The following is a 26,211-nucleotide window of genomic DNA, read 5'->3' on the forward strand; positions in this document are numbered from 1 at the left end:
ACCGGGCAGGTGTCAGCCCCTATACTTCGCCTTACGGCTTCGCAGAGACCTGTGTTTTTGGTAAACAGTCGCTTGGGCCTTTTCACTGCGGCTCCTCGGCAGAGGAGCACCCCTTCTCCCGAAGTTACGGGGTCATTTTGCCGAGTTCCTTAACGAGAGTTCTCCCGCTCACCTTAGGATACTCTCCTCGCCTACCTGTGTCGGTTTGCGGTACGGGCACCTCTTTCCTCATTAGAGGCTTTTCTTGGCAGTGTGAAATCAGGAGCTTCGGTACTATAGTTCCCTCCCCATCACAGCTTGACGTTGCCGGACGGATTTGCCTATTCCGACCGTCTCACTGCTTGGACGTGCACATCCAATGGCACGCTCTCCCTATCCTCCTGCGTCCCCCCGTCATTCAAACGGAAAGAAGGTGGTACAGGAATATCAACCTGTTGTCCATCGCCTACGCCTTTCGGCCTCGGCTTAGGTCCCGACTAACCCTGAGAGGACGAGCCTTCCTCAGGAAACCTTAGGCATTCGGTGAAAGAGATTCTCACTCTTTTTTCGCTACTCATACCGGCATTCTCACTTCTAAGCGCTCCACCAGTCCTTACGGTCTGACTTCGCAGCACTTAGAACGCTCTCCTACCACTGATCATAAGATCAATCCGCAGCTTCGGTGGTGTGTTTAGCCCCGGTACATTTTCGGCGCAGAGTCACTCGACCAGTGAGCTATTACGCACTCTTTGAATGATGGCTGCTTCTAAGCCAACATCCTGGTTGTCTAAGCAACTCCACATCCTTTTCCACTTAACACACACTTTGGGACCTTAGCTGGCGGTCTGGGCTGTTTCCCTCTCGACCATGAACCTTATCACCCACGGTCTGACTCCCAGAACAAAGTCTATGGCATTCGGAGTTTGACTGAATTCGGTAACCCGATAGGGGCCCCTCGTCCAATCAGTGCTCTACCTCCATGACTTTCTATTCTGAGGCTAGCCCTAAAGCTATTTCGGAGAGAACCAGCTATCTCCGTGTTCGATTGGCATTTCACCCCTACCCACACCTCATCCCCGTAATTTTCAACTTACGTGGGTTCGGGCCTCCAGTCAGTGTTACCTGACCTTCACCCTGGACATGGGTAGATCACACGGTTTCGGGTCTACGACCGCATACTCACTCGCCCTGTTCAGACTCGCTTTCGCTGCGGCTCCGCTTCTGCTGCTTAACCTCGCATACGGTCGTAACTCGCCGGTTCATTCTACAAAAGGCACGCCGTCACCCATTAACGGGCTCCGACTACTTGTAGGCACACGGTTTCAGGTTCTATTTCACTCCCCTTCCGGGGTGCTTTTCACCTTTCCCTCACGGTACTGGTTCACTATCGGTTACTAGGGAGTATTTAGCCTTGGGAGATGGTCCTCCCGGATTCCGACGGAATTCCTCGTGTTCCGCCGTACTCAGGATCCACTCCGGAGAGAGGAAGATTTCGACTACAGGGCTGTTACCCTCTTCGGCTGATCTTTCCAGATCGATTCGTCTATCTTCCTCCTTGATAACTCCAAAGGAGTGTCCTACAACCCCAGAAAGCAAGCTTTCTGGTTTGGGCTGATTCCGTTTCGCTCGCCGCTACTTGGGAAATCGCGTTTGCTTTCTCTTCCTCCGGGTACTTAGATGTTTCAGTTCCCCGGGTCTGCCTTCCTATACCTATGTATTCAGTATAGGATACTGTCCCATTACGAACAGTGGGTTTCCCCATTCGGAAATCTCCGGGTCAAAGCCTGCTTACGGCTCGCCGGAGCATATCGGTGTTAGTCCCGTCCTTCATCGGCTCCTAGTACCAAGGCATCCACCGTGCGCCCTTATTCACTTAACTATCTTCGTGAAAAGACGTTTATATATATCAATTAGATGTCTTGTCATCATGATCTCATCGCTAGATGAGTCATAATTCCTTATCCAGTTTTCAAGGTTCACAAATTTGAAAGATGCTTTGATCTCTCAAAACTGAACAACCAACACAGTACGTTTCCGTAATATCCTTAGAAAGGAGGTGATCCAGCCGCACCTTCCGATACGGCTACCTTGTTACGACTTCACCCCAATCATTGGCCCCACCTTCGGCGGCTGGCTCCAAAAAGGTTACCTCACCGACTTCGGGTGTTGCCAACTCTCGTGGTGTGACGGGCGGTGTGTACAAGGCCCGGGAACGTATTCACCGCGGCATGCTGATCCGCGATTACTAGCGATTCCGGCTTCATGCAGGCGAGTTGCAGCCTGCAATCCGAACTGAGAATGGTTTTATGGGATTTGCTACACCTCGCGGCTTCGCTGCCCTTTGTACCATCCATTGTAGCACGTGTGTAGCCCAGGTCATAAGGGGCATGATGATTTGACGTCATCCCCGCCTTCCTCCGGTTTGTCACCGGCAGTCACCTTAGAGTGCCCAACTGAATGCTGGCAACTAAGATTAGGGGTTGCGCTCGTTGCGGGACTTAACCCAACATCTCACGACACGAGCTGACGACAACCATGCACCACCTGTCACTTGGTCCCCGAAGGGAAATCCCTATCTCTAGGGAGGTCCAAGGATGTCAAGACCTGGTAAGGTTCTTCGCGTTGCTTCGAATTAAACCACATGCTCCACCGCTTGTGCGGGCCCCCGTCAATTCCTTTGAGTTTCAGCCTTGCGGCCGTACTCCCCAGGCGGAGTGCTTAATGCGTTAACTTCAGCACTAAGGGGTGGAAGCCCCCTAACACCTAGCACTCATCGTTTACGGCGTGGACTACCAGGGTATCTAATCCTGTTTGCTACCCACGCTTTCGCACCTCAGCGTCAGAAACAGACCAGAGAGTCGCCTTCGCCACTGGTGTTCCTCCACATATCTACGCATTTCACCGCTACACGTGGAATTCCACTCTCCTCTTCTGTCCTCAAGTTCCCCAGTTTCCAATGACCCTCCACGGTTGAGCCGTGGGCTTTCACATCAGACTTAAGGAACCGCCTGCGCGCGCTTTACGCCCAATAATTCCGGACAACGCTTGCCCCCTACGTATTACCGCGGCTGCTGGCACGTAGTTAGCCGGGGCTTCCTCGTCAGGTACCGTCAAGGTACCGCTCTATTCGCACGGTACTTGTTCTTCCCTGACAACAGAACTTTACGATCCGAAGACCTTCATCGTTCACGCGGCGTTGCTCCGTCAGACTTTCGTCCATTGCGGAAGATTCCCTACTGCTGCCTCCCGTAGGAGTCTGGGCCGTGTCTCAGTCCCAGTGTGGCCGATCACCCTCTCAGGTCGGCTACGCATCGTTGCCTTGGTGAGCCGTTACCTCACCAACTAGCTAATGCGCCGCGGGCCCATCTGTAAGTGATAGCGAGAAGCCATCTTTCAACTCATCTTCATGCGAAGAAAAGTATTACCCGGCATTAGCCCCGGTTTCCCGGGGTTATTCCGATCTTACAGGCAGGTTGCCCACGTGTTACTCACCCGTCCGCCGCTCGTTCCACGAGTTTCACCCCGAAGGGATCCACTCGCTTCCCGCGCTCGACTTGCATGTATTAGGCACGCCGCCAGCGTTCGTCCTGAGCCAGGATCAAACTCTCCATAAAAGTAGTTTGACTTGCTCATCTGCACACCGAATGTGCTTGTTTCAAATTCCTTCATTAAAGAAGAAATGTTTTGACGTACTGGTTGGTTCGTTCAGTTTTCAAAGATCAAGTAATGGTGGGCCTGAGTGGACTTGAACCACCGACCTCACGCTTATCAGGCGTGCGCTCTAACCAACTGAGCTACAGGCCCCAATGGTGATTGAATAATGGAGCGGGTGAAGGGAATCGAACCCTCATCATCAGCTTGGAAGGCTGAGGTTTTACCACTAAACTACACCCGCATATATCATGTTGTATTTCTCGATGGTCGGGAAGACAGGATTCGAACCTGCGACCCCTTGGTCCCAAACCAAGTGCTCTACCAAGCTGAGCTACTTCCCGTTAAAATGGCGCGCCCGAGAGGAGTCGAACCCCTAACCTTCTGATCCGTAGTCAGACGCTCTATCCAATTGAGCTACGGGCGCATTTTATAATAGCTTTGCGTTGAAAGCGACTTTTCTATCTTAACACGTTTCCGTGTCGATTGCAACAACTTTTTTAAAGAAATTAGTTGGTGCGGTCGAGAGGACTTGAACCTCCACGGGATTAACTCCCACTAGGCCCTCAACCTAGCGCGTCTGCCGATTCCGCCACGACCGCAGCATTATTATAATGGAATGCTGATCATGGTAATTAAAGTGCGGGTGGAGGGACTTGAACCCCCACGCCGTGAAGCACTAGATCCTAAATCTAGCGTGTCTGCCAATTCCACCACACCCGCAAATAAATGGTGAGCCATGAAGGATTCGAACCTTCGACCCTCTGATTAAAAGTCAGATGCTCTACCAGCTGAGCTAATGGCTCTAAAGAAAGGAATCTATTACACTTGAAAATGATTTGTTCTTTTTAAAAGCACAAGAACCATCATACATCTTATTGATAATGTTGTCAACCCTTTTTCGAAGAAAAAATGGCTGGGCCAGCTGGATTCGAACCAGCGCATGACGGTACCAAAAACCGTTGCCTTACCGCTTGGCTATGGCCCAAAGATAATGGCGGTCCGGACGGGACTCGAACCCGCGACCTCCTGCGTGACAGGCAGGCATTCTAACCAACTGAACTACCGGACCCCTTAAAGGGTGATGCAAAGTGACCCGTACGGGATTCGAACCCGTGATACCGCCGTGAAAGGGCGGTGTCTTAACCACTTGACCAACGGGCCATTAAGAAAATGGCGGAGAAGGAGGGATTTGAACCCTCGCGCCGCTTACGCGACCTACACCCTTAGCAGGGGCGCCTCTTCAGCCACTTGAGTACTTCTCCGTAATGGCTCCAACGGTAGGATTCGAACCTACGACCGATCGGTTAACAGCCGATTGCTCTACCACTGAGCTACGTTGGAATAATGTCTCATTTCGTGCCGCTCGTTTATCGGCGACGTTTAATATCTTATAACATCCTGCCTGCAATGTCAAACCCTTTTTCGTGAAAAATTGTAGTTTCTTACGTTTTTTTGGGTTGTTTTGTTAAGGCTTATTTAATTTAACATGTGAGAAGTCGTTCGTCAACACAATTTTTACTTCTTTTTTAAACGGCCTTTACATTTTCCGCAGTGATACTTTTTCGTATCCACCTTCCTCTTCCGCTGATAAGTCTGACCGCACTGGACACACTCATAATGGTGGAACCCTTTCTTCTTTTCAGAAGGCAGCTGCGCGCAGAATCTCGGAGAGTCTGTTTTATGTAAAAGATCTTTGAATTCAGGATCACCATGTCCAAAGCCTTTCCCTTCTATATGAAGGTGATAGTGGCAGAGTTCATGTTTGATAATCCCTTCTAATTCAGCACCATCCAATTCTACAACATACTTCGGATTGATTTCAATGGTTCTTTTTGAAGGAATGTACCGCCCGCCTGTCGTTCGAAGACGAGAATTGAAGTATACATCATCCACAAATGGTTTGTCAAAATGTTTTTTGGATAATTGGTCCGTCCATGCTTCCAGCTGTTGTTGTGTCAAAGACTGCACAAGCACACCTCCCCTGTTCTGTGCATACTGTATCATACGTATTTAAAAAGAGGAACAGAAAGGAGCTGTCCGTCATGCCTTCCTGGCTGCAAGTACAGATGGAGCGTGCTTTCTTCAATAAAGATAAGTATCAGATCAAGCTGCTTAATCAGTGCTGGTACTATTATCAGCACCTCTATAAATAGAAATACCCGGAAGCCGCAGCTCCCAGGTATCCCTTTACGATTGAGGAATCATGGTCAAAGCAATCCTCTGCTTCTGGACATCCACCTTGTCCACCCATACTGTTACAACATCTCCAACAGAGACCATGTCCATCGGATGTTTGACGAATTTGTCAGCCAGTTTGGATATATGGACAAGCCCGTCCTGTTTTACTCCGATATCGACGAACGCACCGAAATCAACCACGTTACGAACGGTTCCTTCCAGTTCCATTCCCTCTTCCAAATCCTCCATGGAAAGGACGTTCGTCTTGAGCAGTGGCTTAGGAAGATCGTCACGTGGGTCACGGCCCGGCTGGATCAATGCCTTTTGAATATCTGTCAGCGTCAGCGTACCAATGCCGAATTCTTCCGAAGCGGCATTCAAGTCCATCTGCTTCAGCTTTTCACCCAATTGTCCATCCCCGAGGTCCTTACTTGTAAATCCAAGATTCTGAAGCAGCTTCCTTGTCGCCTGATAACTTTCCGGGTGGATCGACGTACGGTCGAGCGGTTCTTCTCCGTCCAGTACCCGGAGAAATCCGATACTCTGTTCGAACGTTTTCGCTCCGAGCCTTGGAATGTCCTTCAATTCTCTGCGTTTCGTAAACTTCCCGAGTTCCTCCCGCTTCTTCACGATGTTATTAGCCACCGTTTTACTCAAGCCGGATACATATTGAAGCAGGGAAGCAGAGGCTGTATTCACGTTTACTCCGACTTGGTTGACGGCCGTTTCTACAACAAACGTCAGGGACTCGTTCAATTTCTTCTGGGTAACATCATGCTGATACTGCCCGACGCCGATGGATTTAGGATCGATTTTCACCAGTTCCGCGAGTGGATCCTGGATTCGGCGGGCAATCGATACCGCGCTTCTTTCTTCGACTTGAAAATCCGGGAACTCTTCCCTGGCCAGCTTGGATGCTGAATACACACTGGCTCCCGCTTCGTTCACAATCATATAGGAAGCTTTCCAACTGTGCTTCTGGATCATATCACTAATGAACTGCTCTGTTTCTCGAGAGGCGGTTCCATTTCCAATGGCGATGAGCTCCATGTTGTACTGTTCCATCAATGACAGGAGTTTCTTTTCTGCGCCTTTGGTATCTTTTTTAGGTGCGGTTGGATAAATGACTCCGATATCGAGCACTTTTCCTGTTTCATCGATAACCGCAAGCTTACAGCCCGTACGGTATGCCGGATCAACTCCAAGTACAACCTTGCCTTTAAGCGGAGGCTGTAGCAGGAGGCTTCGCAGGTTGCTCGAAAACACATCAATCGCCTGCTCCTCAGCCACTTCGGAAAGAGAATTGCGGATCTCTCTTTCCACAGAAGGTTGAATGAGTCGTTTGTAGCTGTCCTGGATCGCGTCTGTCAGGATTCCTCTGAGTTCTCCGCCTGTTCCCCGCTTCACGACTTCTTTTTCCAGATACTGCGTAATACTGTCCTCAGGCGGTTGGACAGAAACCTTGATGATCCCTTCCTTCTCCCCACGGTTCATGGCCAGCACACGGTGGGAGGCGATGGAACGGACGGGCTCCTGGTAGTCGTAGTACATCTCAAAGACACCTTTTTCATCCTTGGCCTTGTCCTTCTCTGAAGAAGCGATGGTGCCTTTCTCATGCGTCTGCTTACGAATTCTTTCCCTGAATGCTGCGTCCTCTGATATCCATTCCGCCAGAATGTCATTCACACCTGCACGCACGTCTTCAACAGCCGGCAGCTCCTGTTCTTCGGAAATGTACGTCTGCGCCTCTGCTTCAAAGCCGAAAGATTCCTGCGCCCATACTTTAAGGGCCAGAGGTTCAAGCCCCTTTTCTTTCGCCACTGTGGCACGCGTCCTCCTTTTTTGCTTGTAAGGACGGTAAAGATCCTCCACCTTTTGGAGTTTTTCTGCTTTTTCTATGTCGGCTTTCAATTCATCCGTTAGTTTCCCCTGCTCATCGATCAAGCGAACGACTTCCTCTTTACGCTCAGCAAGGTTGACGGCATAATTCCACTGATCTTCAATGGTTTTAATTTGAACTTCATCAAGACCACCGGTCATCTCCTTACGATAACGGGCGATGAACGGGACGGTGTTCCCTTCGTTCAGCAGTTGAATCACCTGCTGGATAATTCCTTCTTTCAGCTTCATCTGTCCGGCTACTGACTGAATCAGCTCCGGACTGTTTTTCCAATCACTCAAAAAAAGACCTCCTTCAATGACGTCCCTCTTATTGTAACAAAACAACGAAGCGTTTACCTCGTTGTTCCAGGATGGTTCAACGAATTAAAAAATCCTTATTCCCGGATTCACACCGAAGAATAAGGATTTTTAATGGTAAACTATCGCGATCAGCGTTGTATCATCATCGCGGTTCTGTCCGTACAGATTTTTGTACAAGGACGTAATCTCTTCCGCGTTTCGTACATGTGTGAGCTTTGAAGACAGGCGGCGGTCGTTCACTCCATCAGAGAACATCAAAAAAATCATCCCTTTCTGGATATTTCCGTGAGTAACCCGCAGTGACTTCGAATACCCGGATAAATAACCCGCCAGCGGGATATTCCGGTGGCGTGTACCGTCAGGGTCTACAGTAATGACTCCAATATTCCCGATGGAGGAATACGAATAAGTCATCGCATGGTAATCGATTTTCAAAATACCGAGCACCACCCCGCGTTTGCCGACCAGTACTTCATTGCATTTTTTTACAAGCGCCTCTACAGAAAGAGAAGGATGATCTTCTATGATTTCCATCACAGCTTTCGAAGACTCCCTGGCCATCTCTCCACTGCCGAGGCCATCAGCCAGTGCACAAAGGAACGCATCATCTGTTTCACGGTAAAAATAACTGTCGCCACAGTAATAATTTCCTTTTTTAGCTTTCTGGAAGACAGATAACTCCACCTGTTCGTTCCCCTTTTCCACTAGAACACCTCAACCGATTCCGACTGGAGAGCTTCCCTCAATTTACGCAGCGCCCGCCTTTGCAGCCGGGATACGTGCATCTGGGAAATGCCCAGCCGCTCACCTGTATCTTTCTGACTCATGTTTTCAAAATACGTGCATTGAAGAATCTCCTGTTCCCGTTCACTCAAGATCGGCAGCACCTTTTCGAGCAGCATCCGCTGATCGATATTGGAGTATCCTTCATCCTGATTCCCGATAAGATCGAGAATGGTTACAGTACTTCCATCTGAATCCGCTTCGATTTTACGGTCCACGGACAGGGCTTTGTAGCTTTTACCCATTTCCATCGTTTCCAGTACATCCTCTTCAGAGACTTCCAGGTATTCAGCAATCTCGAGGACAGACGGGGAACGCTGCTGGATATTCGTCAGCTCTTCAGCCGCTTTCTTTATCTTCGGCCCAAGTTCCTTAATCCGGCGTGGTACGTGCACACTCCATGTCTTATCCCGGATGAAGCGTTTAATCTCACCGATGATGGTCGGGATCGCGAACGATTCGAATGATTTTCCGAAATCCTTATCATACCTGCGGATCGCTGCCAGCAGGCCGAGCATTCCGACCTGAACGAGATCTTCATGGATCGTACTGTTTTTCGAATATTTACGGGCGATGGACTCTACAAGGTCCTTATAAACAAGGACCACTTTCTCCTGTACAGCCTCATCTTTTGGATTCTCCTGTAAGTAGGCAATCCATTCGTAAATTTCCTCATTGTGGTGTTGTGATCTGGTCGCCATTATGACCCACCCCGGTTTCATGGAGGTATTTCGTCATTAATACAATCACTCCATATTTACTGTTGATTTCGACTTTATCCATTAAGGCATCAATCAAAAACAGGCCAAATCCGCCTTCGCGGAGCTCTTCAATATCACCGTCCTGCTTATAAGGTCCGATGTCTTCTTTCACTTCACCAAGATTGAAGCTTCCGCCGTGATCGGCCACCATCACCTCGAGCCTGTCCTGATACACGCCGAAACCGATGGTGATTTCTCCTTCACCCGTTTCTTTGTAGGCATGTTTGACGGCGTTGGTGATCGCTTCTGAAATCGCCACTTTCAAATCTTCAATATCTTCATAGGAAAAGCCCATGCGGTTGGCAATCCCGGACGTGCTCAAACGCACGACTCCGATATATTCCGCTTTTGCAGGCACCTTCACTTCAACAAAATCAAATGGTTCCATCATTACATTCCACCTTGCACTGTAGAATCGATGTTCATAATTTCAGTCAGGCCGGTAATCTTGAACAGACGGTAGACACGGTCCTGCATATGAACGAGACGGAGCGTGCTGTCATGTTCTTTCGTCGCTTTCAAGGCACTGATAAAGACACCCAGTCCTGTGGAATCCATATAATTCACGTCTTGAAGGTTCACTTCAACGACATCCTGTTCCTTCGTCAATGGAAGAAGCGTCTCTTTAAGCTGAGGTGCCGTGAATGCATCGACTTCACCGCCGAGCATCACGTTCGCCACGCCGTCATTCTTTGTTACATCTATCGATAAATTCATAAATATCCCTCCCGTGTTGCTGAAAAGTAACCTAAATAGCCAATACCCGGATCGATAAAACGTTAAACATTCCTTCTGAGAATGATCAACGTGAAATCATCACGCAGGTGGAAGTCCTGCAGGCGTTCAAAGTGCTTGTACACCTGGTCGACGATGCCCTGTGCCGGCAGATGAGAATACTGCTTGATAACGTGCAGCACTTCTTCCTGCTCGATAAAACGGTCCCCCGTCCGGCATTCTGTCACACCATCGGTCAAAAGGACGATCATATCGCCTTTTTCCACCTGTTTCTCATACTGGGTGTAGGTGATTTCAGGAGATACACCGAGAACAAGGCCCGGAGCATCGATTTCTTCAAATTCGTCCTTATCCTTATGATAATAAAAGCCCGGCTCATGACCGGCAGAAGCATAAGTAAACGTATGATTGTTGTTATTATACAAGCCATAGAACATCGTAATGAACATGCTTGCATCCACATTGCGTTCCACAACCCGGTTCAAGCTGCCCAGAATGACACTTGGATCAGTCTGCATCTCAGAGAAGCTGTCCATGGAATATTTGATCATGGACATGCATAAAGCGGCCGGCACGCCTTTTCCGATGACGTCAGCCACCGCAATACCCAGGCCGCCTTTGTTGTCGTGGACAAAGTGGTGATAGTCACCGTTCATCTGTTTCGCCGGTACACTGAGCGCCCCGACGTCCAGCTCATCAATGTCCGGCTTCACCGTAGACAACAGTGTTTTCTGCATATTGGCCGCAACCGAAATTTCGGATTTCAGCTCCAGCTGCTTTTCACGCAGCGTTTGATACTCCTGATAGGCGAGACCATAGGAAATCATGGTTTCCAAAAGGAAATTCATCGATGTCTGTATATATTCCGGCATATCCGGGTATATTTCCTGTAATGATTGAATATGCACGTTAATAATTTCTTCTGGTGATATATTCTGCTGCATCGAGTATTTACTGAACTGCTCTGCCTGATACAGAGCCTGCTCATCTTTCGTAGTAATATACTCCTGCAGCAGCTCTTTGTAATTCTCCAAGTCGAGTTTCAATGTACTCATCGTTTATACCTCCTCTAACGGAGCCATTTCACAACCTTGATTTCCGTACCTTCCCCTACATGGGAGATAATATCGAACTCGTCCATCAGCCGCTTTACACCTGGAAGTCCTGCACCAAGTCCCCCGGAAGTCGTAAAGCCGTCCTCCATGACCTGACTGATGTCCTGAATCCCAGGTCCTTCGTCCATGGCAACGATCCGGATGCCTTTTTTGTTCATATCCTCAACCGTTTCAAAACAGACTTTTCCGGTCCCTGCATATAAATAAATGTTTCTCGCTAATTCCGAGATGGCAGTGGCGATTCTTGCCTGGTCAACGGTGCCGAAGCCGATTTTTCTAGAGATGTCACGGCCCAGCTGCCTTGCTCCGACAATGTCCCACTCCTTTTGTATGTTTACACAGGATTGAAAATCCATACTCACTCCTCCAATTCCTGGCGAAGTTTAATCAATCCTTGTTCTAGATCTAATGCTGTAGGAACATCCTGCATATGAATGCCCAAATCAATCAGCGTCATGGCTACCGCAGGCTGAATTCCCGTCAGCACTACTTTTGCCCCCATCAAATCTGACATCGTCACGACATCGCCGAGTACTTTAGCAATAAACGAATCAATAATGTCGACAGAGGTCAGGTCAATGACGACACCTGTAGCTCCACTTTCATGGATTTTTTTCAACAGGTCTTCCTGGAACTGGATAGCCGTTTGATCATCAAGATCGATCTGGATGGAAATAAGCAGGTAATTATGAAGCTTTAATATAGGTATCCTCATTTGTTTCACTCCCCATCTAGCGAATCAATCAGTTTTTCAATATCCTGGTCATTGGAACGCGTGTCCTCAATCCGGCGGTTTGTCAGCTCAAGAGCTGATTGGAAGCCTTTACGAAGGGAACTCTTCGTCGGGAACTTTCCAAGGTCGATACCGAGGTTGACGATCGTCTGCGCAATTTCGGGACGGATACCGACAAGGATACAGCGTGAACCGATTAGACGGACCGCTTCTGCCGCCTGGATGATGTGATGCGCGACCATTGTATCGACAACCGGCACACCCGTGATATCGATCAGCACGACCTCTGCATTGTGTTTAATCACTCCATCAAGCAGGTTTTCCATGATCAGCTTAGCTCTTTCCGTATCAATCGTACCGATCAGAGGCATGATCGTAATGTTATCCATCACCGGTATCAGCGGTGCTGACAATTCCTGCAGAGCGACCCGCTGCAGGGATACGATGTGCTCCCAGCTGCCCGAGTACTCATTGACGAGGCGGTTGATGATCGGATCCACCCATCCATCCACCTCCCGCAGAATTTCAGAGAAATGGTCAGAATTGACCTTTTCCGACTGCTTGAGTATAAAATCGGTTACAACGCGGCGGAATACCTGCATGCCGTCCGTCAGGTAGCTCAAAGGCCAGCCTAGATTAATGAGGCGTTCAGAGAAATCATCCAGATCCGAGGACAATCCCTGTTTTTCAATGCTTGAGAAAATGACATTCACGAACTCCCGGTTCGTATTCTCAAACATTTCCTCAGAAATCGTTGATGTATAATCATTCTTTTTATGAGCGTCAACTTCCTTCAACCACATATTGACAATATCGTCACTGTGTTCCAGCACTACGTTTTTTAATCGTTCATCCATTATCGAACCCTCCGCCATTGATACCATTTCATATTTTCCAACTGCTGTTTTTGCTATCTGGGTATAATGTTAACAAAAAAGGCCGGGTAATTACACCAATCCGTTTGTAAAAAAAACATGCCAACAACAATACCCTTTGTATTTCTATTATAAACTACATTCGACAAAAAAAATAAAGCCGCCTGCATACGAGGCAACTTTATTTTAACAAAAAGAAAAAAGATAAGTTAGAAGTCGATCAAACCGAGGCTGACCTGCAGGGATTTATTCACCTGCTGCATCATCGGTTCGTCCAATTGGGTGATCTTGTCGGTCAAACGCTGCTTGTCAATCGTTCTGATTTGCTCCAATAGGATCACAGAATTTCGCTCGAACCCATATTTTTCTGCATTGATTTCAACGTGAGTAGGAAGTTTGGCTTTTTGTATTTGCGCTGTAATCGCAGCAATAATTACGGTCGGGCTGAAGCGATTACCAATGTCATTCTGAAGGATGAGTACAGGACGAACGCCGCCTTGTTCGGATCCCACAACCGGGGACAAATCAGCGAAATAAACGTCACCTCGTTTGACTATCACAGGCTTCACACCCCGCTCACTAATTGCTCCAGGGTGTGTTCGGCCTCCTCTTCAGCTTGAAACGCTTCTGAAGCGATGTTTAAATTAATTTTCGCCATTTCCATATAACCTCTTCGCATCGATTCCCGAATATGACGTTGTTTTTTCTCACGCAAATACATTTTAGTAGCTTGACACATGAAATCGCTCCGATCACTGTTATCGAGTTGAATGAAGCCATCCACTTCATTGAGTAGGTTATCCGGAATCCGGATGACAATCTCCTGCATGCTGTCGGACAAAACCATACACCTCCACCATCTTCTCTCAAAAGAAACCAGTCAAATAGTCCACTCTAATCTTATCAAACGGGAGTGTCCATTGCAAAGGCGTGTTGGAATTTTTTTGTGTTTTGTGCAGCTTTCTATCCTTACATCGGGAGATTTGTCTTACACCTGTTCCTTCCTGTCACAACGTATTTCTTACTTCGATGGTCTTCCCGTCCTTCCGGTATACACGGGGGACCCTGCGGCTGATGATGCAGGGAATTTCGTAATTGATGGTATCCAGATAGTCAGCCACTTCATCTGTCGTTACTTCGCCATTCCCCTGTTTACCAATTAAGGTAACCTTTGTCCCTATAGGATATTCCTGATCCAGCCGAATCATGAATTGATCCATGCAGATTCTTCCGACAATCGGATGACGTTTCCCGTCGACAAGGACTTCCATGCCCTGCAGCCGGCGGATCCAGCCATCGGCATAACCCAATGGAACGGTTCCGATCCATTCCTCTTTATCTGTTGTATACGTCGCTCCGTAGCTGATCGATTCCCCCGGTCCCACCTGCTTCACGTGAACCAGACAGCTGGTCAGGGAAAAGGCAGGTGTCAATTCTATCGGGCGTTCCTCTTTCACATCTGCGGATGGATATAGTCCGTACATGCTGATCCCGAAACGGACAAAGTGGTCCATCCGCTCTGGAAAACGCATGCTTGTCGCACTGTTACTCGTATGTATTTCGACATCTTCCGGCCAAACCCTCTTAAAATGGTCCATCAATCGCTGAAATTCGTCCGCCTGCCGCTGATAATAGCTCGTATCCTCATCATCTGCCGTGGCAAAATGGGTGAAGATTCCTTTCAGCCGGAACATATCTTCTGCTTTAACGGCTTCAAGGACGGCGTCCATTTCTTCCGTGTCACGGACTCCGATCCTTCCCATACCTGTATCCAGCTTCAAATGAATCGCCAGCGGCTTCGGGCATGCGTCCGTCTGCACGTGATGCAGCCATTCCTTCTGGAAAACCGTGACGGTAATGTCGTTCGCTGCCGCCAGCGGAGCGTCTTCCGGACGCGTCCATCCCATTACGAGAAGGGGAGCCTCAATGCCCGCGTCCCGAAGTTTGAGCGCTTCATCCATAATCGCAACCGCCAGTCCACCTGCTCCCGCACGCAGGGCCTCGGCAGCGACCTGTACGTCGCCGTGCCCGTAAGCGTCCGCTTTAACGACCGCGTAGATCCCCGTCCCAGGGTGAAGCCTCTGTCTCAACTGCTGAATGTTTGCTTCAATGGCGGATAAATCAATTTCTGCTATCGAATCTCTGTAGTATCTATCCTGCTGCACCTTGCCCGCTCCTCTCCTTTAGCTATCCTATTATTATTGAGCGGAACATTCCTCCCTGTCAAATGGACACCTCCTTTCCCATACCAAACATCCGCAGAGCGCTTTCTGCGGATGTGTAAGAAAGAAAATAAAAGCAGACGAGGACGCCTGCTCCACTTTCAACTATTTCACCATAGCCCCATGGCTGATCGAACTGGCAACGGAGACCATTTCTTCCTGGGTCAGCTCATTACTTGCAAGCTGGTAGGTCGTTCCGTTATGACTCCACTCCAGACGGTTGTGCTCTAGCGCAGCAATGACACCGTCATCCAGCTGCACCGGATCTCCGTTCACGTGGACAGAATACCCGGCACTGGCCGGCTGCACTTCTGCCTTTTCCTGAACGAGTGTGAAGTTTTTCTCTCCGGCATATGTCATGATCATGCGTTTGCCGTCATCTGTCTTTACTTCGCGTTCTTCCGCAAGCTCTGCACCGAAGGTTTCCTGTGGGTACAGCACTTCCTCAAGCTCTTCCTCCGCCCCATCCATATTCGCTACTGGAGCCTCAGCCGGAGACATCGCCATATTCTTGTCTACATCGAAATCTTCTTTTTTCAGCGAGTCATCTTTTGTGAAATTCGCAAAAGAGACCTCGACGAGCGCATTCATATCCTGATCGAAAACTTTGACCATAACCGGCTGGTAGGATTTTTTATCGAAATAAATTTCCTGATAAGGGAGTGTTTTGTTGTTTTGATAGTTGGTTTTCGTCTTGAATTTAAAATAGTTTTCGGTTGCGGTGAATTCGGCTTCCGGGTCGGCCTTGATATCATTTAAAAGAGAAGCGAATAAATAGGGCTGACTTGTATTCTGCGGCCAGTCACTCTGGAATTTGAAACTCTTATTCAAAGCCGGAGTGAGGACATAGACGCCGGTATCGTTTTTCAGAATGACCTGACTTCCCTTTTCGTCCTGATCATTCTGAAGTTTCACGCGGTAGTAATCATCTTTCTTGTGCCATACTTGAATATGGTACTTCTGCTCTTCCTTGCCTGTGCGCATCTTCATGTTTGCTTCCGTTTTATAACCCGCCATCTCTTCTGTCTGCTTCTCAAGCTTCTTGACTACGTCCTCTTTTGACTGGGAGCCGCACGCGGTCAGAGCCCCCAGGATGAACAGGCTGAATAAAAGGATCAGAAAACGTCTTTGCATCAGACTCCACTCCTTTGTCTCTACTTATGGACAAAGGGAACGTTAAGTTATGGATGAAGAGAGTGTACGAAAGGTTCCGGGCAGGCCTTCTATTACATCGGTGGCCAGCAGATCCACTTTCGACCGTCCCTGCTGCACGAGCTGATCGGCGGTATGGCCGTGCAGGACACAGCCGCTGCTGAGTCCGTCCAACATGGATTGTGACTGCATCAGCATCGCCAGCAGGATGCCGGCCAGGGCGTCCCCACTTCCACCCTTGGCAAGGCCCGCATTCCCCGTGGTATCGACACGCTGCCGGCCGTCAGGGGCGGTAATGATCGTTGCCGGCCCTTTCAAGACGAGGTAAACCCCATGCCGGCGCGCGAAAGCTTCAGCCAGGGAGAACGGAGAAAGCAGCACGTCCTTGATCGATCGCCCGGTCAGATGAGCAAACTCTCCCGGATGTGGAGTGAGGATGGTCGGTTCCTGCCTCTTTTCCACTTCCCCAAGAAAGTCTTTCAGCACATACAACCCGTCCGCATCAATCAGCAGCGGCCCTTTAGTATGAGTGACCACACGACGGAGCAACGCCTGGGCCTCTGCTCCCCTGCCGATGCCCATACCGGCCGCTACACCATCATAGGTGGAGAGGTCCATTGTCTCCCTTTCCACAAAAGTGGCCTCCTGGACATAAGGGGATATGGACGGAACCGCTCCTTCCTCCGTGGCGATGGCGATCAGCCCGGCCCCACTTCTAAGGGCCGCCCGCGACGTCATCGCTGCAGACCCAGGCATCAACATAGACCCTCCGATGACCAGACCTCTGCCGTGGGAACCTTTATGCGAATGATCATCACGGGAAGGGAGCGTCCGTTTCACATCCTCCACCGTCCACATGCTCCGGCGCACGGCAGGAGCAGCCTGTGGCGGAATACCGATTTCAACGACGGACCACTGCCCGTACCAGGGCTGTGTATGCTGGAGAAACGCACTCAGTTTCGGAGCTTCAATCACCGAGGTGTAATCAGCTTTGTATGCTGTGAATTCCTCTACTCCTTCATCCGCAGGAACGCCGGTTGGGAGGTCGACGGCAAGACGAAGTAGAGAAGCTTCGTTACAGTGCTGGACGATTTGTTTATAAGGGTCACGCAGATCACCCTGGACGCCGATGCCGAGCATGGCATCAATGGAAACATCCGCACGCAGCAGGTATCCTTCCGCGTCTTCCACATCCGTCCATTTTTTCACTGTGTGACCGGAAGCTTGGAAGATCTGCTTGTGCACGGCGGCGTCTCCCTTAATTTTTTCGTCCGGAACGACCTGCACAGCCTCAGCCGTGTACCCAAGGTTCAAAAGGGTACGCGCAATCACAAATCCGTCTCCGCCATTGCTTCCCGCACCGATCCATACGATGATGCGGTCCGATCTCTGAATGTGTTTAACCAGATCATAGGCGGCCGCACGTCCGGCATTCTCCATGAGCATGGATCCTGCCAGTCCGGCTTCCGCTGCAGCCTGATCCCGTTCGTACATCTCTTGTGCGGTTACAATATCCAACTCGTTCCCTCCTACCCGCATTACATGTTATGAGACAAGCGGTTCAATTATGTCTTGCCTGTCTATTCCCGGCCGCTCTCTTCCAAAACCACCTGGGCGACCGCATGAGTCCGGCTGTGGGTGATCGATACCCAGATGTGGAAGGATTCAAAGCCCTTGACGGTCATCTGCGGGGCGCCTTTTTCCGATGGCAGGATTTCCATATCCTGAAAACCGAGAGCTCCGATGCCGGTCCCAGCCGCCTTTGAGAAGGCTTCTTTGGCAGCGAAGCGCCCGGCGGCAAACTCCGCCTGACGCTGTTCTTTAAGGTTATGACAGCGCTGATATTCATTTTCCGTTAATATTCTTTGAACAAAGCGCGGCTGACGCTTTATACTTTGTTTAATACGATCGATTTCAACCATATCGATTCCGATTCCTCTGATCACACAGCATCTCCCTTTTCCTTATTCATCTACCACCAGTATACCCGAACGTACCTTTGTTAAAAAAAGAATACGCAGACGGTGGTGGGACTACACTTTTAGATAACAAGACATCACAAAGGAGACGAATGTCATGTTTTTACGAACAGAAAGCTTCAAAGAGTTTCTGAGATTTTATCCAGTGGTTTCTGCGCTTGTCGGAATCCATTTTGCGTTATGGCTGCTTGCGGATTTCCTTCAGCTTGGTTTTGCTGTCGACTTGAAGCAGTGGGGCATCGGCGTGAACGTACTCGTATTAAATGGAGAGTACTGGAGGCTGATCACCCCCATCTTTCTGCATGCCGGCTTCATGCACGCCGTATTCAATTCCTTCTCCCTCGTCCTGTTCGGACCTGCGCTTGAACAGATGCTCGGCCGCGTCCGGTTTATCGTCATGTACCTGGCCGCCGGTATTGCCGGGAACATCGGGACATTTATCGTAAACCCCGATGCTTACTACGCGCACCTCGGTGCATCCGGAGCCATCTTCGGGATTTTCGGGGTGTATCTGTTTATGGTGCTGTTTCGGAAGCACTTCATCGATCAGGCCAATGCACAGATCATCATCGTCATCTTCGCTCTCGGGCTTTTCATGACGTTCACCCGTCCGAACATCAACGTGCTCGGCCATCTGTTCGGTTTGATCGGCGGCTTCGCCATCGCCCCTGCCATCTTAAAAAACGCCCGTCCCTTTTCCCTATGGCAGATCCGCACCCGTCATTCCCGCCGGGACAGTGATGAGATTTCCTTCGACCCCAACCGGTGGAAAAAACGACGGTTCGGCCGTGGAGGGATCGGAAAATATGTATTGTGGGGCATTATCATTTTCCTCGCCTTGTTTGCGCTTGTGAACCGATCCCTTTAATTCGTGCGCCGGACCGCTCCCTTGAAACAAAAAAAGATCCGCTTCCTGACAGATAGGAAGCGGATCTTTTTTATATATTAGCTGCGGCCTTTGTTTTGGTAGCTGCCGCGCTTACCGCCTTTACCGCTGAAGTTGCGGTTGCGGGATTTGTTTTTGTTGTTGAAGTTACGGCCGCCTCCGCCTTTGCGGTAGCCGCCTTTTTTCTTGCCTTTGTCACGCTGGGCGTTTTTCACGCTGATTGGTGCAACGTAGGACAAGTTAACAGGAACTTCACTGCGTTCTTTAGTCATCAACTTCAGAGCTGCTGCGATAAGGTCTGAAGACTCATAGCGCTCAAGCAGTTCTTCTGCTGCATTTTTGTAGTTGTTCAAGTCATTGTTGTTCACAGTTTCAGCAATCTTTTCGACAGCCACTTTCTGCTGACCACGTGCAGCTTCTTCAGAAGAAGGCACTTTCAGACGATCCACTTTCTTCTTCGTCAGCTTTTCAATCAAGTTAAGCTGATCTTTTTCACGTGGTGTAACGAAGGAGATGGACTCTCCTTTACGTCCGGCACGACCAGTACGGCCGATACGGTGTACATAGCTTTCCGGGTCCTGTGGAATATCGAAGTTGTACACATGGGACACTTCAGAGATATCCAGTCCACGGGCAGCTACGTCTGTAGCGACAAGGATTTCGATACGGCCACGCTTGAACTTGTTCAACGTAGACATACGCTTTCCTTGAGTCAGGTCTCCGTGAATCCCTTCCGCGCTGAATCCGCGGGCTTGAAGACCGTCAGCTACTTCGTCTACACGACGCTTCGTACGACCGAAGACGATCGCCAAGGCTGGATCATGAATATCAAGCAGGCGCGTCAGTGTATCGAACTTGTGTTTTTCCGGAACTTCTACGAAGAACTGCTCGATGTTTTCCACCGTCATTTCCTTCGCTTTCACTTTAACTTCTTCCGGATTGTTCATAAGAGTTGTTGCAATATCGCGGATCTCTTTCGGCATGGTCGCAGAGAACAAGAGTGTCTGACGTTCTTCTGGAAGAGCCTTCAGAATGTCGCGGATATCATCGATGAAGCCCATGTTCAGCATTTCGTCCGCTTCATCAAGGACAGCTGTGTGCACGTTCTCCAATTTGATCGTTTTACGACGAATGTGGTCAAGTAAACGTCCAGGTGTCGCTACCACGATGTGGTTGTTTTTCAACGCACGGATCTGGCGCTCCATATTGGATCCACCGTAAATTGGAAGGACGCGTGCGCCTTTCCCTTTACCAAGACGGTTCATTTCTTCAGCTACCTGAATAGCCAGTTCTCTTGTCGGGGCGATGACAAGACCTTGAACGCCTTTCACCTGTTTGTTGATTTTTTCAAGCATCGGAATACCGAATGCCGCCGTCTTACCCGTACCTGTCTGAGCCTGCCCAATCACGTCTTTCCCTTCTAGTCCTAGAGGGATGGTCTGTTCTTGAATTGGTGTGGTTTCTTCAAAGCCCATTACGTCTAATGATTTTAAAATCGGCTTTGATAATCCTAGTGATTCGAATGTTGTCACTTAATTCCTACTCCTTTATGTTTAAATCTTCTACCTATATCCATGTAAAAAAAGCCTTCTGCCACAGGAAACGGGAGAGGCTTCTCTGGTATCTGCCTGATAGATTTATTCATCATAACATATTTAACACATTATATTCTACACATTTCCGCTATGCTTTTCAAACCCAATAATGATAAAATGAGTAAAAACCGACCTATACCAGAGGAGGGCTAGATTGGAAAAGCCTCCGGTGCATCCTTATTTCATCCTGTTTATCGGAGTGGTTTCCATATCCACCTCGGCCATTTTCGTCAAGCTTGCGGGCGGCGCCCCTGCTTCGATGACCGCGTTCTACCGGCTGCTGCTTGCCGCCGGACTGATGGCCCCTTATGTATTATGGAAACATTCCGGTGAATTCAAACACATTCATAAAAAAGATTGGCTCCTTGCCACGATTTCAGGAATTTTTCTCGCCTTCCATTTTATCTTCTGGTTTCAATCCTTAAAATATACATCCGTGGCAAGCTCCGTTCTTCTCGTTTCCCTCCAGCCCGTCTTTGCCTTTGCGGGCGCCTATCTGTTTTTCCGGGAACGATTTACCGTCGGAGCCATTCTCAGCCTTTTCATTACGTTGATCGGCAGTGTCATCATTGGATGGGGAGATCTTCAGCTGAGTGGAACAGCACTGGCCGGTGATATTCTTGCGCTCCTCGGAGCGGTCACCGTAACCGGGTACTTCCTGCTGGGTCAGAGTCTGCGCCAGCGGCTGTCGCTTCTCACCTATACACTGATTGCCTATGGAATGGCAGCTGTCACCCTCGGCCTCTACAACGTGGCCGCCGGGACGGCCTTCACAGGCTATTCTGGAGAGCAGTGGTTTATTTTCCTGGCCCTTGCCGTGATTCCGACGTTCTTCGGACATTCACTGTTCAACTGGACACTGCGCTGGCTGAGCGCGGCCTCCATATCGATGGCGGCCCTCCTGGAGCCGATTGGAGCCTCTCTGTTAGCTTACTGGATCCTTAAGGAATCCATCACTTGGGTGCAGTGGCTTGGCGGGTCCATCGTTTTATTCGGCTTGATGATGTTTATTTTGAGCACCACGAAAAAAGTCGAGCCGAAACTGACCCACGAATTGAAAAAAGATCACTGAAACGAGTCTGGTATACTGGAAAGACGATATTTTGAGAGCAGGTGAACGAATGACTACACAACTAATCATCGACGGCGGCGGAGATGTCGCGCCGGGAATGATGGAGAAGCATAACATCCTCTCCGTCCCGTTAAACATCCATTTCGGGGACGAACATTATAAAACGGAAGAAACCATTGATCTGGATACCTTCTATACGAAGATGAGACAGTCAGAAGAGCTCCCCGGCTCCTCTTCCCCGAGCCCGAATGATTTTTATGAAATGTACAAACGCGTGGACCCGTCTGCGAATATCCTCGTCCTTGCCATCAGTCACGGGTTGAGCAGCACCTACGAAAGTGCTGAAATCGGCAAAAACATGCTGCTTGAAGAAGAGCCCGACCGCCGGATCGCAGTTATGAACACTAAAACGGCCTCCTGTGGTATCGCTCTTCTTGTCGACGAAGCAGGAAAGAAAATGGACGAAGGCGTCTCCTTTGACGAACTTGTCGCCCATATGGAAGACCGTATCGAGAACACGATTACGCTGTTCATTTTGAAAACGCTGGAGAACGTCATTAAAGGCGGACGCCTGGATAAAGTCAAAGGCGCTCTGGCCAAGACCTTGAACATCAAGCTGCTTATGAAAGCAAGTGAAATCGGTGCCGTCGAAGTAACGGAAAAGGTGCGGGGAAACAAAAAATCGATCCGCCGCTTTGTCGATCAAATCGGGGAATACGCTCATTCCTTCGAAGACCGCGTCATTGCTCTGTCCCATTCCAATGATGAGGAACGCGGCAGTCAGGTACTTGATATGATCAAAGACCGCTATCCATTTAAGGAAAGCCTGTTTATGGAAATGGGTCCTTTGATTGCCACCTATGCGGGGGAAGGCGGCCTCGCCATTGCCTTTTTCAAAGATTAAAAGCTGAAAACTCTGTTTCTCTACAAGCTTTTTTCTTTCTTACCGCCAGGAGCGAAATCCCCTTCCCTTTCCGCGGACGAGCGCCCGAGCTTCCTCGCAGAACCCACGCTCGGCGACCTCGGACCACTCGTTCTTCCGCAGGAGTGGAAGGGGCACCGCTCATTGGGAATTCCTTAACATCGACAAAGACTCTCCTTCACCCAGCTCGCCCTTGCTGGATGGAGGAGAGTCTTTTTCATATTCCGGAAGGCAGCCGTCATCGGCGCCTGTACTTTTCCTTTTTCTTTTCCACGCAAGTGCGCACCAGCGCATCCCATGCTGTTCTTTTGAATCTGCTTCGTGCACAATTTCTCTCCTTTATATTCTAACGTCGGCATGAGGAGCGTTCGGTGGTGATGCCTGCATGCCCGCGGCATTCATCCACCGATAAGCGGAAAGTGACCCTTCCCACGACAAATGGACAACTCTAACTGGTTAACACAGGCTTTTTCTACAGCCAACAAACTCCTTAGGCCTTAGCCTAAGGAGTTTGTTTATCCATGATAGGTTTCATAATCAGGCTGCGGGGAAAGCAGTGCCAGAACTGTCGCGGTGACTGGAAACAAAACGGTAAGCACGATGATTTCCTGATAGCCCCCGAGCCAGTCATAAAAAATACCGAAAGGAAGCGGCCCGAGAGCAGATCCAACAACCATCACCGTCTGGGCAAGCCCCTTAATGCTCCCGAGGTGGGCACGCCCGAAATAATTCGGCCATACGATGTTCAATACAATCCGCTCAAATCCATTCACCACTCCCCATAAACAGCCAAAACCGACAGCGGCAGCCCAGGAATCCGTCACAAGAAGAAGCAGCAGCGTACAGATATGGCCGAAAAATGTAACAGCCAATATGTAATGCACTTGGAAGCGGTCGACAAGCCAGCCACTAATAAAAGTGACCGGAAACCCGACAACGGCCATAAGCGTCAACACCATTGCTGCTACTCCAGCGTCAAGGCTGCGCAGTTCCATAATGGAAACCATATGGAACGTGATCGCTGTGTTGACGAGAGCAGGAACCGTCACACAAAACAAAATGAACCAGAAAGCTCTCGCAGCCATTGCTTCTTTTAATGTCCAGCTTTTTTCATTCACTTCGGCATTCAGATTCTTGATCTCGTGCCCGTCTGCCGGTTTACGGCCCCCATCAGGCACTTCCCCTATATCTTCCGGACGGTTTCTCACGAGGTAAAAAGCAAGCGGCACGAATATCACCAGCAGAGCGGTCCCCCAGATTCCCCAGGTCATTCGCCAGCCGAACGCTTCAATCAGCCACGTGTTCAATGGCGGCAGTAGTGCAGAGCTTGCGAAACCCCCGATGGCCATCACACTGAGCGCCCGCCCCCTTTTCCGGATGAACCACTGCGGAACAAGGGTATTCGGGATCAATGTCATCGACCCCTGTCCAAAGAGGCGGATCAGGAAAAAACCGATGAACATCATGACAGGCCCCGCTAAAAAGGCATTCCAGAACAGCGCAAGGGCGAGGCACATTCCGACGGCGACCATCATCGCCCGCTGTCCGAAACGGTCAATCAGCCGCCCCATCATAAACAATAGGAATCCGGCCGCAAGCGTAGCACCGGAATAAATGCCAGAGACAAGCGAGCGGGTATAATCAAAATCATCTATGTAATAATCAATGAAAATAGAAATGGAATACGTCTGCCCGGGCCCGGAGAAAAACACACTCAGACCGGCAATAAAAACGATCACCCATCCATAATAAAAGGGTGATCCGTCTGTTCGGTTATTCAAGTTACCCCCTCCTGCTGAGCGCTGCCGATGAACTCGAGCACTCTGTCAAACAGTTCGTCTTTATCATCTCCGTGGCAGATAAGATGCTTCGACTGCTTCAAAAAGACCACTTCTTTTTCTGTAGACGGAATTTCCTCCTCTAAATAAACCGCTGCGGCTTTGGGAACCATGCCGTCCAGCTCTCCCTGGATAATCAGGACAGGGCACGTCACTTCCCTTAAATAAGGGCGGGTAAATTGAACACATTTCATAAATTCAATGGTTGAAAATACATACGTATCGCGCATTTTTTTCTGATAGCGGCGGAACAGATCATTGTCGGCCAGCGCACCATTCCACGCATCTCCAGCCATCTCCAGAACATCCTTCGCCATCTGCGGAAGGCTCACATATTTGCCGGCGGCTGAGAGAAGCACAAGCCGGTCGATCCGGTATTTGGCCGTCAAATAAGCTGCAATCATGCCACCCATGGAGAATCCGACGATATACACTTCATCATGACGTTTCATCAAATCCAACAGCGCAAGTTCAGCTGCTGCAATCCACTCCTGATAATAATGCCCTTCAAGATCCAGATCCTCCCCATGGCCGGGCAGGGTCGGGTTGGCGATTTCCCATTCGGTTCTCGCTTCAAGAAAATCCACGAGCGGCTGCACTTCCTCCGGGCTTCCTGTATATCCGTGAATGCACAAACATCCAATACTCATAACTTTTTCCTCCGCATCCTGCAGTTTTTCCAATATGGAAGAAAGAAAACGCGCTGACATCAGCAGCGCGTCTATTTGATCCCTTTCACAAAAGTACCGATGCCTTTGACAATCGGACTGACTTGTTGAACGGTCTTCATCACCTGACCGGTCGTATTCATCATTTTATCAAAGTCAAATTGACCTTCCTCATTTTGAAAATAGCCGATCACACTCTTCCCTGCTGCTGCGGGTTGGAAAGAGGTGGAGCCGCCTTCATTCCCGGTTTCAGTATAACCGGAGTAAGGGGTACTATTCACCTGGTAGTAAGGAAAGCCGTAGGATGCACCTCCCTGATATGGGTAGAAGGCGTTCCCCTGATAATAGGTCTGCGGGTAGGTATCCTGGCTGTACACAGGAGGAGCCGGATACCGGTACCAGTCTTCGTAATAAGGGTAGGAATAATATGGGTACATGACTGTGCCACCTTTAACGTATTTACTTCAGCCTATGACAGAGGCAGGAAAAGAGTGAGACGCAATCATCCAGTACCCGACACGATAAAAAAACAAGTGACTCTCATCACTTGTTTCCTTTATTTATGAAAAGTTGAATGAGTCCGTTTGAGCATATAGGTCTTCCCTCAACCCCAGCACCTGCTGGAGCTTGCGTTTCTGAAACCCTAAAACACGGTGATCATCGACAAAGGTGGCCGGGGTCCCGTAGACACCCTTCCCCTGAAGCTCCTTAAAATAGGTGCGGTCTTCCGATACGTTCCGTTCCTCAAAATCTACATTCCACTCATCTAATAAATCCATGACCTGGTTACAAGAGGCACAATCGCGACTGGTGTACACAACAACATTCTGGTTTCCCATGACTCCCCTCCTCATGCCGGTTC

At 49.4% G+C, this 26,211-nt stretch carries 26 protein-coding genes, 12 tRNA genes and 2 rRNA genes (1 of these 40 only partly in view); 4 read left to right on the forward strand and 36 right to left on the reverse strand.

Annotation, left to right across the window (positions count from 1 at the left end; all coding sequences use genetic code 11):
- The 15 genes from ACXADP_RS19035 to ACXADP_RS19105 all read right to left on the reverse strand — a co-directional run.
- Nucleotides 1-1,858: ribosomal RNA gene (locus ACXADP_RS19035) — 23S ribosomal RNA — on the reverse strand; it reaches 1,059 nt to the left of the window's first position.
- Nucleotides 1,859-2,028: 170 nt separating this feature from the next.
- Nucleotides 2,029-3,593: ribosomal RNA gene (locus tag ACXADP_RS19040) — 16S ribosomal RNA — on the reverse strand.
- The 16S and 23S rRNA genes sit together here with 12 tRNA genes alongside, the layout of an rRNA operon.
- Nucleotides 3,594-3,706: 113 nt before the next feature.
- Nucleotides 3,707-3,783 (reverse strand) — tRNA-Ile (locus ACXADP_RS19045).
- A gap of 17 nt (nt 3,784-3,800) precedes the next feature.
- Nucleotides 3,801-3,874, reverse strand: a tRNA-Gly gene (locus tag ACXADP_RS19050).
- Between the two features lie 23 nt (nt 3,875-3,897).
- Nucleotides 3,898-3,974: transfer RNA gene (locus ACXADP_RS19055), tRNA-Pro, on the reverse strand.
- 6 nt (nt 3,975-3,980) lie between these two features.
- A tRNA-Arg gene (locus ACXADP_RS19060) sits at nt 3,981-4,057 on the reverse strand.
- Nucleotides 4,058-4,144: 87 nt separating this feature from the next.
- Nucleotides 4,145-4,232: transfer RNA gene (locus ACXADP_RS19065), tRNA-Leu, on the reverse strand.
- Between the two features lie 39 nt (nt 4,233-4,271).
- Nucleotides 4,272-4,353 (reverse strand) — tRNA-Leu (locus ACXADP_RS19070).
- A 7-nt stretch (nt 4,354-4,360) separates the two neighbouring features.
- Nucleotides 4,361-4,436 (reverse strand) — tRNA-Lys (locus ACXADP_RS19075).
- A gap of 107 nt (nt 4,437-4,543) precedes the next feature.
- A tRNA-Gln gene (locus ACXADP_RS19080) sits at nt 4,544-4,618 on the reverse strand.
- A gap of 7 nt (nt 4,619-4,625) precedes the next feature.
- Nucleotides 4,626-4,702 (reverse strand) — tRNA-Asp (locus tag ACXADP_RS19085).
- 20 nt (nt 4,703-4,722) lie between these two features.
- Nucleotides 4,723-4,794, reverse strand: a tRNA-Glu gene (locus ACXADP_RS19090).
- Nucleotides 4,795-4,804: 10 nt separating this feature from the next.
- A tRNA-Ser gene (locus ACXADP_RS19095) sits at nt 4,805-4,895 on the reverse strand.
- 4 nt (nt 4,896-4,899) lie between these two features.
- Nucleotides 4,900-4,974, reverse strand: a tRNA-Asn gene (locus ACXADP_RS19100).
- 174 nt (nt 4,975-5,148) lie between these two features.
- Nucleotides 5,149-5,601 carry a SprT family protein gene (locus ACXADP_RS19105; protein ID WP_474972228.1) on the reverse strand — a complete coding sequence of 151 codons (453 nt, stop codon included), beginning with the start codon at nt 5,599-5,601 and terminating at the stop codon, nt 5,149-5,151.
- Nucleotides 5,602-5,675: 74 nt separating this feature from the next.
- Here ACXADP_RS19105 and cmpA point away from each other — a divergent pair, with 74 nt between their 5' ends.
- A complete protein-coding gene (gene cmpA / locus ACXADP_RS19110) occupies nt 5,676-5,786 on the forward strand; it encodes a cortex morphogenetic protein CmpA (protein WP_474967199.1) in 111 nt (36 codons plus the stop codon).
- 34 nt (nt 5,787-5,820) lie between these two features.
- On the opposite strand, the gene ACXADP_RS19115 is transcribed toward cmpA, so the two are convergent.
- From ACXADP_RS19115 to acpS, 15 genes are all read right to left on the reverse strand, one after another.
- Nucleotides 5,821-7,992 carry a Tex family protein gene (locus ACXADP_RS19115; RefSeq protein WP_474967198.1) on the reverse strand — a complete coding sequence of 724 codons (2,172 nt, stop codon included), beginning with the start codon at nt 7,990-7,992 and terminating at the stop codon, nt 5,821-5,823.
- A 129-nt stretch (nt 7,993-8,121) separates the two neighbouring features.
- Nucleotides 8,122-8,718 (reverse strand): SpoIIE family protein phosphatase, encoded by a 597-nt coding sequence (locus ACXADP_RS19120; RefSeq protein ID WP_474972229.1) that lies wholly within the window; start codon nt 8,716-8,718, stop codon nt 8,122-8,124.
- Nucleotides 8,718-9,497: an RNA polymerase sigma factor SigB gene (gene sigB / locus ACXADP_RS19125; RefSeq protein ID WP_027956778.1), complete on the reverse strand. Its 780-nt coding sequence runs from the start codon at nt 9,495-9,497 to the stop codon at nt 8,718-8,720. Before sigB ends, ACXADP_RS19120 begins: the two co-directional genes overlap by 1 nt.
- The gene (gene rsbW / locus ACXADP_RS19130; RefSeq protein WP_474970330.1) at nt 9,469-9,945 is read right to left on the reverse strand and encodes an anti-sigma B factor RsbW; all 477 of its coding nucleotides are present in this window, start codon (nt 9,943-9,945) and stop codon (nt 9,469-9,471) included. Before rsbW ends, sigB begins: the two co-directional genes overlap by 29 nt.
- 2 nt (nt 9,946-9,947) lie before the next feature.
- Entirely contained in the window at nt 9,948-10,274 is a 327-nt protein-coding gene (locus ACXADP_RS19135) for an STAS domain-containing protein (RefSeq protein WP_474972230.1), read from the reverse strand.
- Nucleotides 10,275-10,336: 62 nt separating this feature from the next.
- The gene (locus tag ACXADP_RS19140) at nt 10,337-11,347 is read right to left on the reverse strand and encodes a SpoIIE family protein phosphatase (protein ID WP_474967195.1); all 1,011 of its coding nucleotides are present in this window, start codon (nt 11,345-11,347) and stop codon (nt 10,337-10,339) included.
- Nucleotides 11,348-11,361: 14 nt separating this feature from the next.
- Nucleotides 11,362-11,763, reverse strand: coding sequence for an anti-sigma regulatory factor (locus ACXADP_RS19145; protein ID WP_474967194.1), 402 nt, complete (start codon nt 11,761-11,763; stop codon nt 11,362-11,364).
- A gap of 2 nt (nt 11,764-11,765) precedes the next feature.
- Complete coding sequence (locus tag ACXADP_RS19150) at nt 11,766-12,122, reverse strand: STAS domain-containing protein (protein WP_027956783.1); 357 nt, start codon at nt 12,120-12,122, stop codon at nt 11,766-11,768.
- Between the two features lie 5 nt (nt 12,123-12,127).
- Entirely contained in the window at nt 12,128-12,997 is an 870-nt protein-coding gene (locus tag ACXADP_RS19155; protein WP_027956784.1) for an RsbT co-antagonist protein RsbRA, read from the reverse strand.
- 227 nt (nt 12,998-13,224) lie between these two features.
- Nucleotides 13,225-13,575 carry a type II toxin-antitoxin system PemK/MazF family toxin gene (locus tag ACXADP_RS19160; RefSeq protein WP_027956785.1) on the reverse strand — a complete coding sequence of 117 codons (351 nt, stop codon included), beginning with the start codon at nt 13,573-13,575 and terminating at the stop codon, nt 13,225-13,227.
- Nucleotides 13,576-13,580: 5 nt separating this feature from the next.
- Nucleotides 13,581-13,862 carry a CopG family ribbon-helix-helix protein gene (locus ACXADP_RS19165; protein ID WP_027956786.1) on the reverse strand — a complete coding sequence of 94 codons (282 nt, stop codon included), beginning with the start codon at nt 13,860-13,862 and terminating at the stop codon, nt 13,581-13,583.
- A 160-nt stretch (nt 13,863-14,022) separates the two neighbouring features.
- Nucleotides 14,023-15,180: an alanine racemase gene (alr, locus tag ACXADP_RS19170; protein ID WP_474972231.1), complete on the reverse strand. Its 1,158-nt coding sequence runs from the start codon at nt 15,178-15,180 to the stop codon at nt 14,023-14,025.
- 162 nt (nt 15,181-15,342) lie between these two features.
- The gene (locus ACXADP_RS19175) at nt 15,343-16,371 is read right to left on the reverse strand and encodes a LolA family protein (RefSeq protein ID WP_474972232.1); all 1,029 of its coding nucleotides are present in this window, start codon (nt 16,369-16,371) and stop codon (nt 15,343-15,345) included.
- Between the two features lie 42 nt (nt 16,372-16,413).
- Entirely contained in the window at nt 16,414-17,907 is a 1,494-nt protein-coding gene (locus tag ACXADP_RS19180; RefSeq protein WP_474972233.1) for an NAD(P)H-hydrate dehydratase, read from the reverse strand.
- A gap of 62 nt (nt 17,908-17,969) precedes the next feature.
- Entirely contained in the window at nt 17,970-18,335 is a 366-nt protein-coding gene (acpS, locus tag ACXADP_RS19185) for a holo-ACP synthase (RefSeq protein WP_474967190.1), read from the reverse strand.
- A gap of 130 nt (nt 18,336-18,465) precedes the next feature.
- Between acpS and ACXADP_RS19190 the strand changes: the two genes are divergently transcribed.
- The gene (locus ACXADP_RS19190; RefSeq protein ID WP_474972234.1) at nt 18,466-19,236 is read left to right on the forward strand and encodes a rhomboid family intramembrane serine protease; all 771 of its coding nucleotides are present in this window, start codon (nt 18,466-18,468) and stop codon (nt 19,234-19,236) included.
- Between the two features lie 77 nt (nt 19,237-19,313).
- Here the strand turns inward: ACXADP_RS19190 and cshA are convergent, their stop codons facing one another.
- Nucleotides 19,314-20,786 carry a degradosome RNA helicase CshA gene (gene cshA / locus ACXADP_RS19195; protein ID WP_474967188.1) on the reverse strand — a complete coding sequence of 491 codons (1,473 nt, stop codon included), beginning with the start codon at nt 20,784-20,786 and terminating at the stop codon, nt 19,314-19,316.
- 217 nt (nt 20,787-21,003) lie between these two features.
- Between cshA and ACXADP_RS19200 the strand changes: the two genes are divergently transcribed.
- Nucleotides 21,004-21,921 (forward strand): DMT family transporter, encoded by a 918-nt coding sequence (locus ACXADP_RS19200; RefSeq protein WP_474972235.1) that lies wholly within the window; start codon nt 21,004-21,006, stop codon nt 21,919-21,921.
- A 49-nt stretch (nt 21,922-21,970) separates the two neighbouring features.
- Nucleotides 21,971-22,825 carry a DegV family protein gene (locus ACXADP_RS19205; RefSeq protein ID WP_474967186.1) on the forward strand — a complete coding sequence of 285 codons (855 nt, stop codon included), beginning with the start codon at nt 21,971-21,973 and terminating at the stop codon, nt 22,823-22,825.
- A 159-nt stretch (nt 22,826-22,984) separates the two neighbouring features.
- Here the strand turns inward: ACXADP_RS19205 and ACXADP_RS19210 are convergent, their stop codons facing one another.
- The 5 genes from ACXADP_RS19210 to ACXADP_RS19230 all read right to left on the reverse strand — a co-directional run bounded on the left by ACXADP_RS19210 (nt 22,985) and on the right by ACXADP_RS19230 (nt 26,188).
- The gene (locus ACXADP_RS19210) at nt 22,985-23,170 is read right to left on the reverse strand and encodes a hypothetical protein (RefSeq protein WP_474972236.1); all 186 of its coding nucleotides are present in this window, start codon (nt 23,168-23,170) and stop codon (nt 22,985-22,987) included.
- 188 nt (nt 23,171-23,358) lie between these two features.
- On the reverse strand, nt 23,359-24,624 hold the full coding sequence (locus tag ACXADP_RS19215; RefSeq protein WP_474972237.1) for an MFS transporter: 1,266 nt from the start codon (nt 24,622-24,624) through the stop codon (nt 23,359-23,361).
- The gene (locus tag ACXADP_RS19220; RefSeq protein ID WP_474967183.1) at nt 24,621-25,331 is read right to left on the reverse strand and encodes an alpha/beta hydrolase; all 711 of its coding nucleotides are present in this window, start codon (nt 25,329-25,331) and stop codon (nt 24,621-24,623) included. The genes ACXADP_RS19215 and ACXADP_RS19220 overlap by 4 nt, the downstream gene beginning before the upstream one ends.
- Nucleotides 25,332-25,402: 71 nt before the next feature.
- The gene (locus ACXADP_RS19225; protein ID WP_474972238.1) at nt 25,403-25,786 is read right to left on the reverse strand and encodes a YppG family protein; all 384 of its coding nucleotides are present in this window, start codon (nt 25,784-25,786) and stop codon (nt 25,403-25,405) included.
- Between the two features lie 123 nt (nt 25,787-25,909).
- Nucleotides 25,910-26,188, reverse strand: a complete 279-nt coding sequence (locus ACXADP_RS19230) for a glutaredoxin family protein (protein ID WP_474972239.1) — start codon at nt 26,186-26,188, stop codon at nt 25,910-25,912.
- Nucleotides 26,189-26,211: the final 23 nt, after the last annotated feature.

It is taken from the genome of Halobacillus sp. AWH4_228 (assembly GCF_056158365.1).

Bases quoted from the DNA above. Each gene is read 5' to 3' on its own strand.
- rsbW (WP_474970330.1), bottom strand. From the start codon at position 9,945: ATGGAACCATTTGATTTTGTTGAAGTGAAGGTGCCTGCAAAAGCGGAA.
- ACXADP_RS19155 (WP_027956784.1), bottom strand. From the start codon at position 12,997: ATGGATGAACGATTAAAAAACGTAGTGCTGGAACACAGTGACGATATT.
- ACXADP_RS19225 (WP_474972238.1), bottom strand. From the start codon at position 25,786: ATGTACCCATATTATTCCTACCCTTATTACGAAGACTGGTACCGGTAT.
- ACXADP_RS19205 (WP_474967186.1), top strand. From the start codon at position 21,971: ATGACTACACAACTAATCATCGACGGCGGCGGAGATGTCGCGCCGGGA.
- ACXADP_RS19175 (WP_474972232.1), bottom strand. From the start codon at position 16,371: ATGCAAAGACGTTTTCTGATCCTTTTATTCAGCCTGTTCATCCTGGGG.
- cmpA (WP_474967199.1), top strand. From the start codon at position 5,676: ATGCCTTCCTGGCTGCAAGTACAGATGGAGCGTGCTTTCTTCAATAAA.
- ACXADP_RS19165 (WP_027956786.1), bottom strand. From the start codon at position 13,862: ATGGTTTTGTCCGACAGCATGCAGGAGATTGTCATCCGGATTCCGGAT.
- ACXADP_RS19150 (WP_027956783.1), bottom strand. From the start codon at position 12,122: ATGAGGATACCTATATTAAAGCTTCATAATTACCTGCTTATTTCCATC.
- ACXADP_RS19220 (WP_474967183.1), bottom strand. From the start codon at position 25,331: ATGAGTATTGGATGTTTGTGCATTCACGGATATACAGGAAGCCCGGAG.
- ACXADP_RS19190 (WP_474972234.1), top strand. From the start codon at position 18,466: ATGTTTTTACGAACAGAAAGCTTCAAAGAGTTTCTGAGATTTTATCCA.
- ACXADP_RS19135 (WP_474972230.1), bottom strand. From the start codon at position 10,274: ATGAATTTATCGATAGATGTAACAAAGAATGACGGCGTGGCGAACGTG.
- ACXADP_RS19140 (WP_474967195.1), bottom strand. From the start codon at position 11,347: ATGAGTACATTGAAACTCGACTTGGAGAATTACAAAGAGCTGCTGCAG.
- ACXADP_RS19230 (WP_474972239.1), bottom strand. From the start codon at position 26,188: ATGGGAAACCAGAATGTTGTTGTGTACACCAGTCGCGATTGTGCCTCT.
- ACXADP_RS19145 (WP_474967194.1), bottom strand. From the start codon at position 11,763: ATGGATTTTCAATCCTGTGTAAACATACAAAAGGAGTGGGACATTGTC.
- sigB (WP_027956778.1), bottom strand. From the start codon at position 9,497: ATGGCGACCAGATCACAACACCACAATGAGGAAATTTACGAATGGATT.